Below are 15,343 nucleotides of genomic sequence, written 5' to 3'. Positions count from 1 at the left end.
ACAATTAATCCGACCGGTCGCCGCGCATTGCCGCCGCCGTCACACTGCGGCACACCGTCGGGGGACCAGGAACATCCCCGCTGTCAGCTCACCGCAATGCCTCGGCGAACAGCGGCCACGAACGACGCAGGTCGTCGTTCCAGTAGCCCCAGGAGTGTGTTCCATCGGGGCGCAGGTCGACGGTGGCCGGGATGCCCAACTCGCCGAGGCGGACGGCCAGTTGCCTGGTGCACAGGCCGGTGACGGCGTCGAGCGCGCCACCGACGAGGAGCTGGTCGAGCAGTTTCGCGGTGTCGCCGCCGATGCCGGGGCCTTCGATGGTGTCCAGCGGGCCGGGCAGGCCGGTGCCGGAGGCCACGTAGATGGCCAGGCCACGGAGGCGGTCGGCGTGCAGGAAGGGGTCGTTGGCCGCCCAGAGCGGGTCGCCGGGTTGTCCCCACATGTTCACAGGGTCACCGTTCTGGCCCGAGACGACGGTGTTGACGATGGCATGCCCCTGGGGACCGCTGGTCGAGACGCAGCCGCTGTAGCTGCCGACGGCGCGGTAGAGCTGCGGCGCGGCGAGCGCGAGCTGGAAGGCGGCGGTGCCTGCCATGGAGACGCCCGCGACGGCATTGGCGCCGGTGCCGTGGAATTCGGTGTCGATCAGGCGAGGTAGTTCGCGGGTGAGGAAGGTCGTCCAGCGTTGGCGGCCGAGGACCGGGTCGTCGGCTCGCCAGTCGGCGTAGTAGCTGCCGGCGCCGCCGATCGGCATCACCACGGTGACCTGCTTGTCCGCGAAGAACCGCGCGGAATCGGTGCGGGTCAGCCAGTTTCCGCCGTCGCGCCAGTCACCGGTCGTGCTGCCGCCGTCGACACCGTTGAGCAGGTAGAGCACCGGCGCTGCCGCCGCGCGGTCGGGTGCGGGCAGGACCGCGACGTGCACCGATCGGCCCATCGCCGCCGAATGCACGACCAGGTCGACGACCCGGCCCTGTCCCGGCGTCGCCGAGACCAGCCGGGCGGCGTCGGTCCCCCGCGGATCGGGCGGCGCCGCGCCCGCCACCGCCTGCGCACCGACGAGGCACGCCGCCAGAAGAAGCCAACAACGCGCCACGACGCCCATGCGTCACCTCCATGCCCGGCCGGAAGAAAGACCGTTTGATAGAGGGTAGGCATCACGCCGCGAACTCACCCCAGTTTCTGAAACATCGATAGTTCACAGAAGCCGGGAGCGAACGTCAGTCCAGCGCGTCGATGAACGCGCTGACCTCGGCGAAGAAGCGCGGCCGATCCTCGATGAACAGCCCGTGCTGCGCGCCCTCCCACAGCGAGATGCGGGCGTCAGGGGCATTGTCGGCGATGTACCGACCATTGGCGGCTGGCACGACCGGATCCTCCGTGCCGTGCAGCACCAGGACCGGAATGTCGAGCGCGCGCAGGGTTTCGGTGTTGTCGATGGTCCGGTAGAACAGCGCCTTGCGCACCGACGGCGTGGTGGCGAGGCTCGTGCCGAACAGGCGCTGAGCATCGACGCCCTTGTCCTCGCCGGGACCGGTATTGGCATTGCCGAACACGGAGAATCCGCGCACCGCCCGACCGGCGGCCTCGTCGAAGACGCCGGGAATCGCCTTCTCCATGGCCGGACCCGGCGCCGCACCCGGCACGTTCGGGCCGATATTGGCGGGCGCGCCGCAGTAGACGGCGGCGGCGACGGCCGAGCTACCGTGCGTGGCCAGATAGTCGGTGGCCACGATGCCGCCGTAGGACCAGCCGAGCAGCACCGCCCCCGACTCGATGCCCTCGGCCGCCAGCACCGCGGCGACATCGGCACCCCACGCCTTCGGATCGTCGTAGCCCGCGCCGGGATCGTCGGAGTAACCGTGCCCGCGCAGGTCGACGGCGAGCACGCGATACCGCTGCGCCAGATCGTCGGCCGCCGCGCCCCAGCAGCGCAGATTGCCCGACCAGCCGTGCAGGAGCACCAGGGGCCTGCCGGTCTCCGGGCCGCTCACCCGGTAGACGATCCTGGTTCCATCGGCACTGACAGCATCGCGAATAGCCATGCCGACAGGCTAACGCCGGTCCACATCACGGTGATCCGAGCCATGGTGACAGCGAATCCGCGGCGAATAGGATCACTACCCATGAGCACTCGCACCGCCGTCGTCACCGGAGCCAGCTCGGGAATCGGTGAGGCCACCGCCCGGGAACTCGCGAAGCAGGGGTACCACGTCTACGTGGGCGCCCGCCGGTTCGACCGGGTGCAGCGGCTGGCCGAGGAGATCGGCGGCACCGCCGTCGAACTCGACGTCACCTCCGAGGAGTCGGTGCGCGCGTTCACCGACGCGATCGACCGGGTCGACGTGCTGGTCAACAACGCGGGCGGCGCCAAGGGCCTTGCCTCGGTCGCCGAGGCCGACCTCGACGACTGGCGCTGGATGTGGGAGACCAACGTCCTTGGCACCCTGCGCCTGACCAAAGCCCTGCTGCCGAAGCTGATCGCCTCCGGCGACGGCCTGATCGTCACCATCACCTCGATCGCCGCCTTCCACGCCTACCCGAACGGCTCGGGCTACACCTCCGCCAAGCACGCCCAGGCCGTGCTGCACCGCACCCTGCGCGACGAGCTGCTCGGTCAGCCGGTCCGCCTGACCGAGATCGCGCCGGGCGCGGTGGAGACCGAGTTCTCCCTGGTCCGCTTCGACGGCGACACCGAGCGCGCCGCCAAGGTCTACGAGGGCATCGACCCGCTCTACGCCCAGGACATCGCCGAGATCGTCGGCTTCGTCGCCAACCGGCCGCCGCACGTGAACCTCGACACGATCGTCGTCAAGCCCCGTGACCAGGCAGGCCCCGGCAGCTTCGCGCGACGCTCCTGACCTGCGGCGTTCAATCCCCGGATCGGGCAACCGAATCCGGGGATCACGGCTGTCGAGTGGCGTCCGCCGGGCCTGGACTCGATACTGCGCGTGGTCGCGCCGAGTAGGTCGGTGGCGTAGCTGTGAATTCGCTACCGACCGGCACGGCCGCTAACATCACCACGTTTGCCGATAGCCAGTCTGAGGAGTACTTCACCGATGCGCAGCAGTATCAAGTCCGTGTTCGACGGGTTCAAAGACTTCCTGATGCGCGGGAACGTCATCGACCTCGCGGTCGCGGTGGTCATGGGCACCGCGTTCACCGCCGTGGTCACCTCGTTCACCAAGGGCCTCGTCAACCCGCTGCTCGCGGTGTTCGGCTCGACCAACGAGCTGGGCCTCGGCGTCCAGCTGATCGCCGACAAGCCGGCGACCTTCATCGCGCTCGGCCCGATCATCACCGCGTTCATCGACTTCTTCATGGTCGCCGCGGTCCTGTACTTCGTGCTGATGCTGCCGATGAAGTCGCTGAAGAACAAGTTCGGCACCACCAAGGCCGCCGAGCCCACCGAGACCGAGCTGCTCATCGAGATCCGCGACCTGCTGGCCAAGCAGCAGGGGCTGAGCACCGAGCAGGCCGAGTCGCTGAGCAAGGAACGCGCCAGCGAGTCGGCCTGACCAGGACTCACACCGTCCCGGGTCGCCGCCTCGGCAGCATCAGCGCGGGAATCATCGCCAGCGCGATCATGACCGGGGCGATCCAATAGGTGTGCTGGAAGGCCTCGGCCAGCGCCGGGGCCAGGTCGGTGCGCTGCGCGGGATCCATGCCGTGCAGGGCCTGGAGCCCGCCGGTCACCGGGAGCAGGGCTCCCAGCGTCACCGAGCTCACCGCGGTGCCGACCGCCATGGCGGTGGTGCTGATCATGTTCAGCACCGTCGACCCGGCCGGTTGCTGCTCCCGGCTCAGCGGCCGGGTCGCGGTGGTGATCACCGGCATCATGGTGCCGCCGCCACCGGCACCCATCAGCAGCATGGTCAGGCCCAGCGCCCAGTACGGCGCGTCCGCGCCGAGCTGGAGCACGAACAGCACGAAACCGGTGAGCGCCACCGTGATCGACACCGGTAGGTAGCGGCCGGGCGGAATCCGGTCGATCAACCGGCCGGCGACCTGCATGGTCGCGCCCGACGCCAGCGCGAACGGAATACCGAGAGCGCCTGCCACCAGGGCGGATTCACCGCGTACCACCTGGAAGTACAACGGCAGCAACAGCATCGAGCCGAAGTAGCCGCTCGCGAACAGCGCGAGCAAGGCCGCGGAGATCCCGGTCGTACGGTTGCCGAGAACCCGCAGATCCAGCAGCGGAACAGGAATGCTCAGCGAGCGCAGCACGAAGGCGACGATGAGCCCAGCGCCCGCCAGCAACGGCACCAGCACCGACGCCGAGGCGAAGCCGGCGCTCTCCCCCGCCGCGGTCACGCCGTAGATCACCAGCGCCAGGCCCGGCGACATCAGCAGCAGACCCACCACGTCGAGCGGACGCGGCGGCTCCGGCGCGTCGTCGGGCACCACCCTGGCCGCCAGCACCAGCACCAGCGCGCCCAGCGGCAGGTTCAGGAAGAACATCCAGCGCCAGGACACCTCGTCGATGAGATAGCCGCCGATCACCGGCCCCAGCAGCGGGCCGACCAGGATTGCCAGGCCAAGGGTGCTCATCAAGCGTCCCAGCCGCTCCGGCCCGGCCGCGCGCAGCAGGATGGTCATCGCGACCGGCATCAGCAGGCCGCCGCTCGCGCCCTGCACCACCCGGAAGGCGATGAGCGACTCGATGTTCCAGGCCAGCCCGGCCAGTACCGAGCCGAAGGCGAAGGCGGTGATCGCCGTCAGATACAGCCGTTTGGCGCCGAAGCGGCCGACCAGCCAGGCCGAGGTCGGCACCACGGCGCCGAGGGCGAGCGAGTAGCCGGTGGCCACCCACTGGATCGTGCTCAGTCCCGCGTCGAATTCGACGGAGAGTTTGTTGATGGCGACATTGACGATCGTCTGATCGAGCGTCGCCATGATCATGCCGACCACCAGCACCAGCGCGATGCGCATCGGATCGCGGGTGGCGGGGGCGGTCGTGGTCCGGGTCAGCACGGCGATCACTTCCCGTACGGGCGGACGGCGCGGGCGGTGCGCAGGGCTTCGCCCCACCAGGTCAGCTGGTCGAGCAGGACCGCGGCGGCGGCTTCGGCGGCGTCCGGGTCGGCCAGCGCGCCGGCGTCGTCGAATCTGCCCCACGGATGGGGGAGGGCGACCGAGTCCCGGACGGTGACCGCGTGCAGTTCGGCGAAGACCGGGCGCAGGTGTTCCACGGCCCGCAGGCCACCGGATATGCCCCCGTAGGAGACAAAGCCGACCGGTTTGGCCTGCCATTCGATGTGGTGGGTGTCGATCAGGTTCTTGAGGGTGCCCGGGTAGCTGTGGTTGTACTCGGGCGTCACCACGACGAAGGCGTCGGCGCGGGCGAGCTTGTCGGTGGCCTCGGCCAGGGACGGGTGTTCGGCGGCGGCGCCGAAGGCTGCGGGCAGTTCGACCTGCCCGGCGTCGACCACGTCGACGTCGATCGTGTCGCGCAGCGACGCCTGCCGGACGAACCAGTCGGCGACGGTGGGACCGAAGCGTCCCTCCCTGGTGCTGCCGATGACGACGACGACCCGCAGCGGGCGAATCGCGGTGCGGGCGTGCTCAACCGTGGCACTCATGTGGTTCCTCCAGCTCGGTGGCGGCCGCTCGGCCGCCGCTGCGCACAACGGTGCTACCTCAACCTTTCTTCAGGTCAAGCGGAAGCAATTCACCCCTTGACCGGAATACCCCCAGTGGGTATATAGTTGCATCTATACGCAGATAAGCGACGATGCATGACCCAGGAGGGCCGACCATCATGACCACCTCACTGTTCGCCCACCGGGACTATCGCCTGCTGTTCACCGCGCAGGTCGCCGCCCTGTTCGGCACCGGTCTCACCACCGTCGCCCTCGGCCTGCTCGCCTACGAGCTGGCCGGCGGGAACGCCGCGATCGTGCTCGGCACCGCGCTGACGCTGAAGATGGTCGCCTACGTCACCGTCGCCCCGATCGCGGGCGCTTACGCGGGCCTGCTGCCCCGCAGGCAATTCCTGATGGCGCTCAACGGCATTCGCGGCGCGATCGTGCTCGCCTTGCCGTTCGTCGACCAGATCTGGCAGATCTACGTGCTGATCACCCTGCTGCAAATCGCGTCGGCCGCCTATACCCCCACCTACCAGGCCGTTCTACCGGACATCCTGCCCGACGAACGGAACTACACGCAGGCATTGTCGGCCGCCCAGCTGGCCGCGACCATGGAAACCCTGCTCAGCCCGATGCTGGCGGCCCTGGCGTTGAGCCTGATCAGCTTCCACTGGCTCTTCGTCGGCACCGGTATCGGCTTCGCGGTCTCGGTCGCCCTGGTCATGGCGGCGCGCATCCCGAACGCGGTCGTTGGCGACGGCGCGATCGGCAGGCGCCTCGCCGCGGGCCTGCGCCTGTTCGCGGCCACCCCGCGGCTGCGCGGACTGCTCGGGCTGAACCTGGTGGTCGCGGCGGCGGGCTCGGTGGTCATGGTCAACACCGTGAACTACGCCCGCGACGTGCTCGGCGGCGACCAGTCCGGCGTCGCGCTGCTGCTGGCGGCCAACGGCTTCGGCACGATGCTCGTCGCCCTGACGCTGCCCAAGATTCTGGACCGGCGCGGCGAACGTCCGGTGATGCTCACCGGCGCGGCCGTCCTCGTCACCGGTCTGGCCGCCGCGATCACCCTGTCGACCGCGAGCATCGGCGACTGGAGCTGGGCCGCCGCCCTGGCCACCTGGGCGATCATCGGCGCCGGCACCGGCCTTGTCCTCACCCCCACCGGTCGCGTCCTACGCCGCTCGGCCCGCGCCGAGGACCGCCCCGCCCTCTTCGCCGCCCAGTTCTCGCTGTCGCACCTGGCCTGGCTGATCACCTACCCGATTACCGGCTGGCTGGCCACCACGGCCGGGTTCACCACCACCTGGGTCACCCTGGCCGTCATCGCCGCCCTCGGCGTCGCCGCGGCGGTCCGCCTGTGGCCCCGCCAGGATCCCACCGAGATCACCCACATCCACGAGATCGGCACCGTCGACCCGGCGATCCTCACCGATGCGATCCAGGTAGGCCCCCGCCACTACCAGCACACCCACTCCTACGTCATCGACCGAAACCACCCCCGCTGGCCCAGCCGAACCCCGGCCCTGGTCTGAGCACCGGCAGATCAGCCCGCGAAGCGCGCACCCCGCACACATTCAGCGTGCGGGGTGCGTCGGCATCCGGACGATGGCCTGTTTCGAAGCCCGCCGACGAGATGGTGAACATTCGGCGCGGTGGCCGACGGGATCGCCCTAGCGTGGCCCAGCGGCCGATCCGCCCGGCGTGGAACCGGCGGGCAGCGCGGACATGGACTGCCAGGTCGGCCAATCGATGGCCCAGTCGTAGATGTCGCCGTCGGCCTGGGAGAGCTCGATGGAGGTGCCGGTGACCTCGACCGGGTCGCCGTAGCGGGCGGTCGGGAAGTAGGCCTGGGCATCGGCGGGCGAGAGGTTGATGCAGCCGTTGGTGACGTTGGAGGAGCCCTGGGCGGACAGGGATTCCGGGTTGGCGTGGATGAATTCGCCGTTGTTGGAGATGCGCACGGCCCAGCGCTCGCGAACATTGGTGTAGTACGGCGGATTCGACATCATGAAGTCCTCGTACTTCTCGGTGACCACGTGGGTGCCCGAGCGGGTGACATTGCGCGGCTCGTTGCCCTCGCCGTAGGAGACGGCGAAGTCGAAGACGGTGACGCCGTCGCGGACCACCTGCATGCGGTGGCTCGGGGCATTGGCGATCACGATCTGGCTGCGGCCGACGGTGAAGTCGGAGGTGAGGTCCGCGTCACCGTAGGCACCGCCGCCGAAGTCGACGCCGTAGAGCTTGGCCGCCACGTGCACGGTCGTGCCGGGGGTCCAGTAGTTCCTTGGCCGCCAGTGCACCCGGGAACCGCCGTCGTCGGGCAGCCAGGCCCACGAGCCCTCGGTGCCCGGATCGGTGGTGACGGTGAGCGCCTTCTCCACGGCCGCCTTGTTCGTCACCGGCCCGGTGAACTTCAGGATGATCGGGGCGGCGATCCCGACCTCCTGGCCGTCGCCGATATTGATCGTCGCCGGGATCGTCGAGGTGGGGCTGACGGTGGTGAAGGTGCCGTCGATCGGGACCGGCTTGTCGTCGGTGCCGATCGCGGTGCCGGTCCAGGTGTAGGTGGCGTTGTAGCCGAGCGGCTCGGTGATCTGGTACGTCGCGCGATCGGGGGTGAGCCTGCCCTCGACCTGCTTGCCGTTGGCATTGGTGAGCGCGATCTGGTCGATCCGGCCGTCGGAGACGGTGACCGATACGGGCGCGACGGGGTCGACGTCGGTCGCTCCGGCCGACGGCGTGACGGCGACCTGCGCGACCGGTCCCGCCGCCGCGTCGCCGCCGGGGCGGTCGATCGCGCATCCGGTCAGCACGACGAGCACGGCCAGCAAGATCACCGCAACCAGCGACCGGCCGCGTCGAACGCCCATGCCACGGCCATCGGCGACCCTTGTGCCGCGCACACGCTGAACTGCCGTCCCGTGCGCACGCAACGAGGCGGTTACCGAGGGTTTGCTCACGGCATCGAATGTACGCCGAGCTACCGACCTGCCCGGCTCACAGGGTGAGGCCGACCGGCACCGGCTCCGGTTCCAGCGTCACCCCGAAACGTTCCTGGACGCCCGCGCGCACCGTGCGGGCCAGCTCGACGATGTCCGCCGCGCTCGCGGTGCCGCGGTTGGTCAGCGCGAGCGTGTGCTTGGTCGACAACCGCGCCGCGGCCTGCTCACCGGGGAAACCCTTGGCGAACCCGGCCCGCTCGATCAGCCAGCCCGCCGAGAGCTTCGTGCCGTCGGGCGCGGGGTAGGTCGGCACCGGCACGTCGCCGAGGTGCGCGGTGATCGCCGCGAGCACCTGCGGCAGCCGGTCCGCGCCGACGACGGGATTGGTGAAGAACGAGCCGGCGCTCCAGGTGTCGTGATCGGCCGGATCGAGGACCATGCCCTTGCCGGCCCGCAGCCGCAGTACTTCCGCACGCACGTCGGCGGCCGGGCGGGTCTCGCCGTCGCCCGCGCGCAGAACCTTGGCCAGCTCGCCGTAGCGCAGCGGCGCGCTCATGCCCGACGGATCGAGCGCGAACTCGACCGCGAGCACCACCGCGTCGTCGCTGTGCTTGAGCACGCTGGTCCGGTACCCGAAGCCGAGCGCGGCAGGCTCGACCCAGCGCACCTCGCCGGTCTCGCGGTCGAGCAGCCGCACCCGCCGCAGCAGCGTGGCCACCTCGACGCCGTACGCGCCGACGTTCTGCACCGGCGTCGCACCGGCCGAGCCGGGGATACCGGACAGGCATTCCAGCCCGCCAAGACCGGCCGCGACGGTCGCCGCGACGACCTCGTCCCAGTTGGCGCCCGCCTCGGCGACGACGCTGTCGACACCGATCCGCACTCCGGTGTTCCCCACCCGGACCACGACACCGTCGAAGCCGGCGTCGTCGATGAGCAGGTTCGATCCACCGGCGAGCAGCAACACCCGGACACCGGCCGCGTCCAGCGCCCGTACCGTGGCGATCAGCGCGTCGGTGGTGCCGCATTCGGCGACCAGCGCGGGCCCACCGACCCGCAAGGTCGTCAGTTCGGACAACCGCACCGATTCGCGCACCACCGCGCCGGTATCGGCGAGGAGGTCACGCACCTGCGCCGCGCTTCCGGTGGATTCCTTGTTGATCGCCGCGTTCACATGCCGATCATGGACCACATCGCGGCCGCAGGTCCATTCCCCCGCTCACCGGCACCGGTGAGTCGCCGATCCCGCGCCCTAGCAGGGCGAGCACCGATGGACACCCGGTAGCGTGTCGCGCATGGCTACACCTCTGGCGTTCACGGCTCGCTACACCTATTCGGTCGAGGCCGTGCGCGCGGCGTTCTCCGACGAGCAGTATTGGAAGGCTCGTCTCGAAGAGGTCGGCGGCCCCGGCGCCCGGCTCGATTCCTACTCCAGCGACGGCACCACGGTCAGGGCTCAGCTGGTCCAGTCCATCCCCGCCGACCAGCTCCCGCCCGCCATCACCGCGGTTCGCCCCGGTGACCTGGTGATTCCCCGCACCGAGACCTACAGCGGCACCACCGGCACCGTCGAGGCCCACGTGGACGGCGCACCGGCCAAGGTGAACGCCACCGTCACCCTCACCGCCGACGGCTCCGGCTCGACCGCCACCGTCAACGGCACCATCGAGGTGAAGATCCCGCTGTTCGGCAGCAAGATCGAGGCCGCGATCTCCGAGCACCTGCTCGAGCTCCTCGGCAACGAGGCCACCTTCACCGAACAGTGGCTCGCCACCCACTGACGTGCGGAGGTCCGGGGCGCCGGACTCGAGCGCCCCGGTAACGTGTCCGCTCATGGCACGTCGACTTGACTACTCCGCCCGCTACCCGCTGCACACCACCGAAGAGCTCTACGCGGCGCTGCAGAGCAGGGATTACTGGGAAGCGCGCGTCGCCGAGATGCGGAAGTACTCCCCGCACAACGAGGTGATCAGCCACGAGGTGAGCGACTCCGGCATCGATGTGGTGCTCGCCCACACGCTGCCGCGCGAGATGCTCCCCGAGATCGCCCAGACGGTGATGCGCAAGGACATGGTCATCACCCGCAAGGAGAGCTGGGGCCCGTTCGCCCACGACGAGACCGAGGGCACCTTCTCCGCCTCCATCCCCGCCGGACCGGGCAGCCTCAACGGCACCATCCGCCTGTTCCCCACCGAGACCGGCGCCACCATGCGTTTCTCCCCCACCGCCAAGGTGTTCATCCCGATGGTCGGCCCGCGCCTGGAACAGCTGATGCTGGTGAACCTGGTCGACCTGTTCCGGGCCGAGCAGGAGGAGACCTCGCGCTGGCTCGCCGAGGACGCGAAGAAGACGGTCTGACGATCAAGGGACTCGCACCGGTCGGCACGATCACCCGCGGCACGACCGGCGTCAACCGCCTGCGCCGCAGCGACCGCTGGCTGGTGCACGACGACCTGGTGACCGCGCGCCTGCGCACGGCCGCCGACCCGCTGGTGGTCGACCTCGGCTACGGCGCCGCGCCATGGACGACCTTCGAGCTGGCCGCCCGCCTGCGCACCGTCCGCCCCGACCTCCAGGTGGTCGGGCTCGAGATCGATCCGGCCCGGGTCGTCGATGGCCGCGACGGCGTGCGTTTCGCCCGCGGCGGTTTCGAACTGGCCGGTCTGAACCCGGTGCTGGTCCGCGCGTTCAACGTGCTGCGCCAATATCCCGAGGAAGCGGTCCCCGACGCCTGGGCCCGCATCCAGTCGAACCTCGCGCCCGGCGGCCTGCTGGTCGACGGCACCTGCGACGAGCTCGGCCGCCGGTCCGCCTGGGTACTGCTCGACCGGCACCGCCCGCTGTCGCTGACCCTGGCCTGGGACCCCTTCACCGTGGAGCGCCCGTCCGATATCGCCGAGCGACTGCCGAAAGTACTGATCCACCGCAACATTCCGGGCGAACGCGTGCACGCCTTGCTGACGGCGGCCGATCGCGCGTGGGACAGATCGGCGGCGCTGGCGCCGTTCGGTCCGCGTATCCGCTGGCGTGGCGCGGCGGAACTGCTGCGCGCCGACGGCTTTCCGGTGCGCGCCTATCGCCGCCGGATGCGTGACTGCGTGCTGTCGGTGCCGTGGCGGACGGTCGCGCCGAACGGCTGGTCAGACGCCGGTTAACGCCCGCCGGACCCGCGCGGCCGCCCTGGGCGCGAGTTGCTGTCCGCCCCACCAGATCTCGTCGGTGTCGCACCGATGGATGGCGATCGCGTCGGCCACCACCTCGTCCAGCGCCGACTGCGAGATCTCGGTCTCGGCCAGATCGAGCACGGTGCGCACGGGCGTGGTCACCAGGAACGGACCGGCCGACTCGACATCGGGACCACCCAGCTTGCGCCGGGTCAGCACCAGCCGCGGCGTCACCGGTGGCCTGCCCGCCGACACCGACAGATGCAGGAACCGCGGCTGCAATCTGCCGATCCCGTGCAGCTCCGCCGCGCTCTGATACGACACCGCCGCCGCCCCGTCGAACCAGGCAGCCCACATCGCGTACTCGTCGAGCGGACCGGCCCGCCACTGCGCCAGCCGCATCATCCCGACCCCGGCCCTGGTCACCGTCCCGTCGCCGAGCGCGGCCCTGACCTGCAGCTCACAGCCGGTCCGCAGCACCTGCCGGGTCGTGAAGAAGCCCGCGTGGCGGCCCGCGAGCCGCCGCAGCACCCGCCACCGATGGTCCGCCGTCCCCTGCACCCGGCGCGCACCCTCGCCAGTCATGGGTTTCAGGCTACGCCGCCGAAAGTGCGCCAGCTCACACTTTGCTACGAAGGCTTTCACCGCGTCCTCAGAGCGGACACAGAAAGTTCGGGAAGAATTCGATCCCATGAGCACGCAGACACCCCAACGCCCGAAGGTCGGTCGGCGCCCGCTGGTGATCGCCTTGGTCGTGGTCGCCGTGCTACTCGTCGCGGCGATCGCGGGCACCGAAGCCTATGCCCGCCACCAGATCTCGCGCTGCATCAGCAGTTCGTTCGAGCAGGAGATGGGCTCGAGCATCGACGTGAGCTTCGGCCCGAAGCCGATGCTGATCACCTACCTCGACGGCAAGGTCGGCTCGGTGACCATCGACAGCGAGGACAACAAGTTCGGTCCGGCGGTCGGCATGGTGGTGCACGCGACGTTCGAGGACATCGAACTGGTCGACCGGGGCCGCGGCGGCGGCACCATCGGCAGCTCGTCGGCCGAGGTGACCTGGAACAACGACGGCATCGCGCAGACGCTGGGCGGCATGGTCAGCGGCGTGCGGTCCTCGGCGAGCACCGGCCTGATCACCCTCGACGTGCTCGGCGGCCTGGCCCAACTGGAGGTGCAGCCGATGGTGCGCAACGGCAATGTCGAGGTGGAGACGAAGTCCGCGCAGCTGCTCGGCATCGGCCTGCCCACCGATCTGGTGCAGGGCATCGTCGAGGTGTTCACCCAGAGCTTGCAGAGCTACCCGCTGGGTCTGCGCGCGCAGGAAGTGAAGGTCACCGATGACGGTGTGGTCGTTCAGCTTTCGGGCGGCAAGACCCAGCTCGAGACTGCCCCCAACGATCAGCAGGCCGAGTTCACCTGCTGAGCTACTCGGCGAACCCGTCCAGCACGGCGGCCGACTTCGACAGCCCGAGCCGTGTCGCACCGGCCGCGATCATCGCCGCCGCGTCCTCGGCGGTGCGGATGCCGCCGCTGGCCTTGACCCCGAGTCGCCCGCCGACGGTCTCGGCCATCAACCGCACCGCGTGCGAGCTCGCCCCGCCCGCCGGATGGAACCCGGTGGAGGTCTTCACGAAGTCGGCGCCACCCTGTTCGGCGGCCCGGCACGCGCCGACGATCGCCTCGTCGGTCAGCGCGGCCGACTCGATGATCACCTTGAGCACGACGCCCCGATCCGTCGTCGCCTCGCGCACCGTGATGACATCGGACAGCACCGCGTTGAAGTCACCGGCCAGCGCGGCGCCCACGTCGATCACCATGTCGATCTCGGCGGCGCCCTGGTCCACCGCCAGCCGCGCCTCGGCGCCCTTGACCAGCGAGTGATGCTTCCCGGACGGGAACCCGGCCACGGTCGCGACGACCAGCCCCGGCGCCCGCAACGGCAGCATCGACGGCGACACACAGATCGCGTACACCCCGAGCTTGCGCGCCTCGGCGATCAGCGCCTCGACCTCGGCGGGAGTGGCCTCCGGTGCCAGCAGGGTGTGATCGATCATGGCGGCCACATCGGCCCGGGTCAGCGGCGTCGAGACGGTCATGCTCCCGAGCATGACACACGACCAGTCCAGCGCCCTTGCACAGCCGGTCCGGGAAACAGCGTTGCGCGCTCGTACCCATATCCGGGAGACTTAATCCAGCCGCCACAGACACGGAGACGATTGTGCTGATCCGTCGCGAGACCCCTGCGGATGCCGCGGCGATCGCCGCCATCCATAAAGCCGCCTTCGCTCCGCACTACGCGGAGGACCCGTCGATCACCGAACCTCCCGAGGTCGCGCTGGTCGACACGCTACGCACCGACGAGTCGTGGATGCCGACGCTGTCGCTGGTCGCGCTCGAGTACGACACCGTCGTCGGGCACATCTGCCTCACCAGGGCGGGCATCGGCCCGTTCCCGGTGCTGGCACTCGGCCCACTCGGCGTCGACCCCGATCATCAGAAGACCGGCGTCGGCTCGGCCCTGATGCACGCGGCGCTCGGCGCGGCGGACGCGCTGGACGAGTCGGTCGTCGGCCTGGTCGGCAATCCCGAGTACTACACCCGCTTCGGCTTCGTCCCCGGCGCCCGGCTCGGCGTCGTGCCGGACCAGGCGGACTGGGCCGAGTACTTCCAGGTGCGGCCGCTGACGGCCTACGATCCGGCGGTCACCGGCGAATTCCGCTACCCGGCCCCGTTCTACGAGCTCTGACGTTCTTACTCGAAGACGACCGTGCGGCGGCCGTGCACGAGCACCCGGCCTTCCAGGTGCCAGCGCAGCCCGCGCGCCAGCACGACCCGCTCGATATCGCGGCCCTGACGCACCATGTCGCGAACGTCGTCGGCGTGGTCGACCCGGATGACGTCCTGTTCGATGATCGGGCCCGCGTCCAGCTCGGCGGTGACGTAGTGGCAGGTCGCGCCGATCAGCTTCACGCCGCGGTCATAGGCCTGGTGATACGGCCGCGCGCCGACGAACGAGGGCAGGAAGCTGTGGTGGATGTTGATCGCCCGGCCCGCCCAGTGCTCGCACAGTTCGGCGGGCAGCACCTGCATGAAGCGGGCCAGCACCACCGCGTGCGGGTCGTGGGCGTCGACGAGGTCGCGCACCTGCTGAAAGGCGGGCCCGCGCTCGGCGGGGTCCTTCGGGAACGGCACGTGGTGGAACTTCACGCCGTGCGCCTCGGTCATCCCGGCCAGGTCGGGGTGATTGCCGATGACGGCCTCGATGGTCGCGGGCAGTTCACCCGCCTGCGCCCGGCCGAGCAGGTCATGCAGGCAGTGCCAGTCCTTGCTGACCAGCAGCACCGCCCTGCGCGGCGCGCCGGAGTCGTGCAGCTGCCAGTCGGTCTCGGGACCGAACTCGGCCGCGACCTCGGCGAAGCGGGTGCGCAGTTCGTCGATGCCGAACGGCACCGTCGAGGCCTTGACCGCCTGCCGGGTGAAGAACCAGCCGATGTCACCGTCGGAGTGGTAGCCGGCCTCCACGATCGAGCCGCCGAATTCGGCGATGAACGAGGAGATCCGGGCGATGATGCCCGGCCGGTCCGGGCAGCCAAGGGTCAGCACGAACCGGCGGTCATCCGAGGTCACGGGGGCAGGGCTCATC

The 15,343-nt window shown here is 69.9% G+C and carries 17 protein-coding genes; 8 read left to right on the top strand and 9 right to left on the bottom strand.

What is annotated here, in order from left to right; translation table 11 throughout:
* Nucleotides 1–88: 88 nt before the first annotated feature.
* Together ACWF9G_RS05640 and ACWF9G_RS05635 are read right to left on the bottom strand one after the other, a co-directional pair.
* Nucleotides 89–1,105 carry an alpha/beta hydrolase gene (locus ACWF9G_RS05640; RefSeq protein WP_452513903.1) on the bottom strand — a complete coding sequence of 339 codons (1,017 nt, stop codon included), beginning with the start codon at nt 1,103–1,105 and terminating at the stop codon, nt 89–91.
* 115 nt (nt 1,106–1,220) lie between these two features.
* Nucleotides 1,221–2,045, bottom strand: a complete 825-nt coding sequence (locus ACWF9G_RS05635; RefSeq protein ID WP_452513901.1) for an alpha/beta fold hydrolase — start codon at nt 2,043–2,045, stop codon at nt 1,221–1,223.
* Nucleotides 2,046–2,126: 81 nt separating this feature from the next.
* Here ACWF9G_RS05635 and ACWF9G_RS05630 point away from each other — a divergent pair, with 81 nt between their 5' ends.
* Both ACWF9G_RS05630 and mscL read left to right on the top strand, forming a co-directional pair.
* Nucleotides 2,127–2,861: an SDR family NAD(P)-dependent oxidoreductase gene (locus ACWF9G_RS05630; protein ID WP_452513900.1), complete on the top strand. Its 735-nt coding sequence runs from the start codon at nt 2,127–2,129 to the stop codon at nt 2,859–2,861.
* Nucleotides 2,862–3,059: 198 nt separating this feature from the next.
* A complete protein-coding gene (mscL, locus tag ACWF9G_RS05625) occupies nt 3,060–3,518 on the top strand; it encodes a large conductance mechanosensitive channel protein MscL (RefSeq protein WP_379310224.1) in 459 nt (152 codons plus the stop codon).
* Between the two features lie 7 nt (nt 3,519–3,525).
* On the opposite strand, the gene ACWF9G_RS05620 is transcribed toward mscL, so the two are convergent.
* Complete coding sequence (locus ACWF9G_RS05620) at nt 3,526–4,986, bottom strand: DHA2 family efflux MFS transporter permease subunit (RefSeq protein WP_452513898.1); 1,461 nt, start codon at nt 4,984–4,986, stop codon at nt 3,526–3,528.
* Nucleotides 4,983–5,585 (bottom strand): NADPH-dependent FMN reductase, encoded by a 603-nt coding sequence (locus tag ACWF9G_RS05615; RefSeq protein WP_452513896.1) that lies wholly within the window; start codon nt 5,583–5,585, stop codon nt 4,983–4,985. Before ACWF9G_RS05615 ends, ACWF9G_RS05620 begins: the two co-directional genes overlap by 4 nt.
* Nucleotides 5,586–5,764: 179 nt before the next feature.
* Between ACWF9G_RS05615 and ACWF9G_RS05610 the strand changes: the two genes are divergently transcribed.
* Nucleotides 5,765–7,123: an MFS transporter gene (locus tag ACWF9G_RS05610; RefSeq protein WP_452513895.1), complete on the top strand. Its 1,359-nt coding sequence runs from the start codon at nt 5,765–5,767 to the stop codon at nt 7,121–7,123.
* 138 nt (nt 7,124–7,261) lie between these two features.
* On the opposite strand, the gene ACWF9G_RS05605 is transcribed toward ACWF9G_RS05610, so the two are convergent.
* On the bottom strand, nt 7,262–8,461 hold the full coding sequence (locus ACWF9G_RS05605; protein WP_452514023.1) for a L,D-transpeptidase: 1,200 nt from the start codon (nt 8,459–8,461) through the stop codon (nt 7,262–7,264).
* Nucleotides 8,462–8,588: 127 nt separating this feature from the next.
* Complete coding sequence (locus tag ACWF9G_RS05600; protein ID WP_452513894.1) at nt 8,589–9,707, bottom strand: UDP-N-acetylmuramate dehydrogenase; 1,119 nt, start codon at nt 9,705–9,707, stop codon at nt 8,589–8,591.
* Nucleotides 9,708–9,828: 121 nt separating this feature from the next.
* On the opposite strand from ACWF9G_RS05600, the gene ACWF9G_RS05595 reads away from it, so the two are divergent.
* Genes ACWF9G_RS05595 through ACWF9G_RS05585 form a run of 3 tightly spaced genes read left to right on the top strand, consistent with a single transcriptional unit; the run spans nt 9,829 to nt 11,688 of the window.
* Complete coding sequence (locus tag ACWF9G_RS05595; protein ID WP_379310230.1) at nt 9,829–10,314, top strand: DUF2505 domain-containing protein; 486 nt, start codon at nt 9,829–9,831, stop codon at nt 10,312–10,314.
* Between the two features lie 52 nt (nt 10,315–10,366).
* Nucleotides 10,367–10,891 (top strand): DUF2505 domain-containing protein, encoded by a 525-nt coding sequence (locus tag ACWF9G_RS05590; RefSeq protein WP_379310231.1) that lies wholly within the window; start codon nt 10,367–10,369, stop codon nt 10,889–10,891.
* Nucleotides 10,892–10,893: 2 nt separating this feature from the next.
* Complete coding sequence (locus tag ACWF9G_RS05585) at nt 10,894–11,688, top strand: class I SAM-dependent methyltransferase (RefSeq protein WP_452514021.1); 795 nt, start codon at nt 10,894–10,896, stop codon at nt 11,686–11,688.
* Here ACWF9G_RS05585 and ACWF9G_RS05580 read toward each other — a convergent pair.
* A complete protein-coding gene (locus tag ACWF9G_RS05580; RefSeq protein WP_379310232.1) occupies nt 11,674–12,282 on the bottom strand; it encodes a hypothetical protein in 609 nt (202 codons plus the stop codon). The two genes, ACWF9G_RS05585 and ACWF9G_RS05580, sit on opposite strands and share 15 nt — an antisense overlap.
* 106 nt (nt 12,283–12,388) lie before the next feature.
* Here ACWF9G_RS05580 and ACWF9G_RS05575 point away from each other — a divergent pair, with 106 nt between their 5' ends.
* Nucleotides 12,389–13,123 carry an LmeA family phospholipid-binding protein gene (locus tag ACWF9G_RS05575; RefSeq protein ID WP_379310233.1) on the top strand — a complete coding sequence of 245 codons (735 nt, stop codon included), beginning with the start codon at nt 12,389–12,391 and terminating at the stop codon, nt 13,121–13,123.
* Between the two features lies 1 nt (nt 13,124).
* Here the strand turns inward: ACWF9G_RS05575 and deoC are convergent, their stop codons facing one another.
* Entirely contained in the window at nt 13,125–13,796 is a 672-nt protein-coding gene (gene deoC, locus ACWF9G_RS05570; RefSeq protein ID WP_452513891.1) for a deoxyribose-phosphate aldolase, read from the bottom strand.
* 122 nt (nt 13,797–13,918) lie between these two features.
* On the opposite strand from deoC, the gene ACWF9G_RS05565 reads away from it, so the two are divergent.
* Nucleotides 13,919–14,446, top strand: coding sequence for a GNAT family N-acetyltransferase (locus ACWF9G_RS05565; RefSeq protein WP_452513889.1), 528 nt, complete (start codon nt 13,919–13,921; stop codon nt 14,444–14,446).
* A 5-nt stretch (nt 14,447–14,451) separates the two neighbouring features.
* Here ACWF9G_RS05565 and purU read toward each other — a convergent pair whose 3' ends face one another.
* Nucleotides 14,452–15,342, bottom strand: a complete 891-nt coding sequence (purU, locus tag ACWF9G_RS05560; protein ID WP_379310236.1) for a formyltetrahydrofolate deformylase — start codon at nt 15,340–15,342, stop codon at nt 14,452–14,454.
* Nucleotide 15,343 lies beyond the last annotated feature (1 nt).

It is taken from the genome of Nocardia sp. NPDC055029 (assembly GCF_053608525.1).
The sequence above is the reverse complement of the archived record's forward strand: the minus strand, read 5'-3'. Positions and strand labels throughout refer to the sequence as shown.

What these genes read in the sequence shown, in the direction of transcription:
- ACWF9G_RS05580 (WP_379310232.1), bottom strand. Translation starts at nt 12,282, where the DNA reads ATGACTGGCGAGGGTGCGCGCCGGGTGCAGGGGACGGCGGACCATCGG.
- ACWF9G_RS05610 (WP_452513895.1), top strand. Translation starts at nt 5,765, where the DNA reads ATGACCACCTCACTGTTCGCCCACCGGGACTATCGCCTGCTGTTCACC.
- ACWF9G_RS05575 (WP_379310233.1), top strand. Translation starts at nt 12,389, where the DNA reads ATGAGCACGCAGACACCCCAACGCCCGAAGGTCGGTCGGCGCCCGCTG.
- ACWF9G_RS05640 (WP_452513903.1), bottom strand. Translation starts at nt 1,105, where the DNA reads ATGGGCGTCGTGGCGCGTTGTTGGCTTCTTCTGGCGGCGTGCCTCGTC.
- deoC (WP_452513891.1), bottom strand. Translation starts at nt 13,796, where the DNA reads ATGACCGTCTCGACGCCGCTGACCCGGGCCGATGTGGCCGCCATGATC.
- ACWF9G_RS05605 (WP_452514023.1), bottom strand. Translation starts at nt 8,461, where the DNA reads ATGGGCGTTCGACGCGGCCGGTCGCTGGTTGCGGTGATCTTGCTGGCC.
- purU (WP_379310236.1), bottom strand. Translation starts at nt 15,342, where the DNA reads ATGAGCCCTGCCCCCGTGACCTCGGATGACCGCCGGTTCGTGCTGACC.
- ACWF9G_RS05615 (WP_452513896.1), bottom strand. Translation starts at nt 5,585, where the DNA reads ATGAGTGCCACGGTTGAGCACGCCCGCACCGCGATTCGCCCGCTGCGG.
- ACWF9G_RS05590 (WP_379310231.1), top strand. Translation starts at nt 10,367, where the DNA reads ATGGCACGTCGACTTGACTACTCCGCCCGCTACCCGCTGCACACCACC.
- ACWF9G_RS05630 (WP_452513900.1), top strand. Translation starts at nt 2,127, where the DNA reads ATGAGCACTCGCACCGCCGTCGTCACCGGAGCCAGCTCGGGAATCGGT.
- ACWF9G_RS05635 (WP_452513901.1), bottom strand. Translation starts at nt 2,045, where the DNA reads ATGGCTATTCGCGATGCTGTCAGTGCCGATGGAACCAGGATCGTCTAC.
- ACWF9G_RS05595 (WP_379310230.1), top strand. Translation starts at nt 9,829, where the DNA reads ATGGCTACACCTCTGGCGTTCACGGCTCGCTACACCTATTCGGTCGAG.
- mscL (WP_379310224.1), top strand. Translation starts at nt 3,060, where the DNA reads ATGCGCAGCAGTATCAAGTCCGTGTTCGACGGGTTCAAAGACTTCCTG.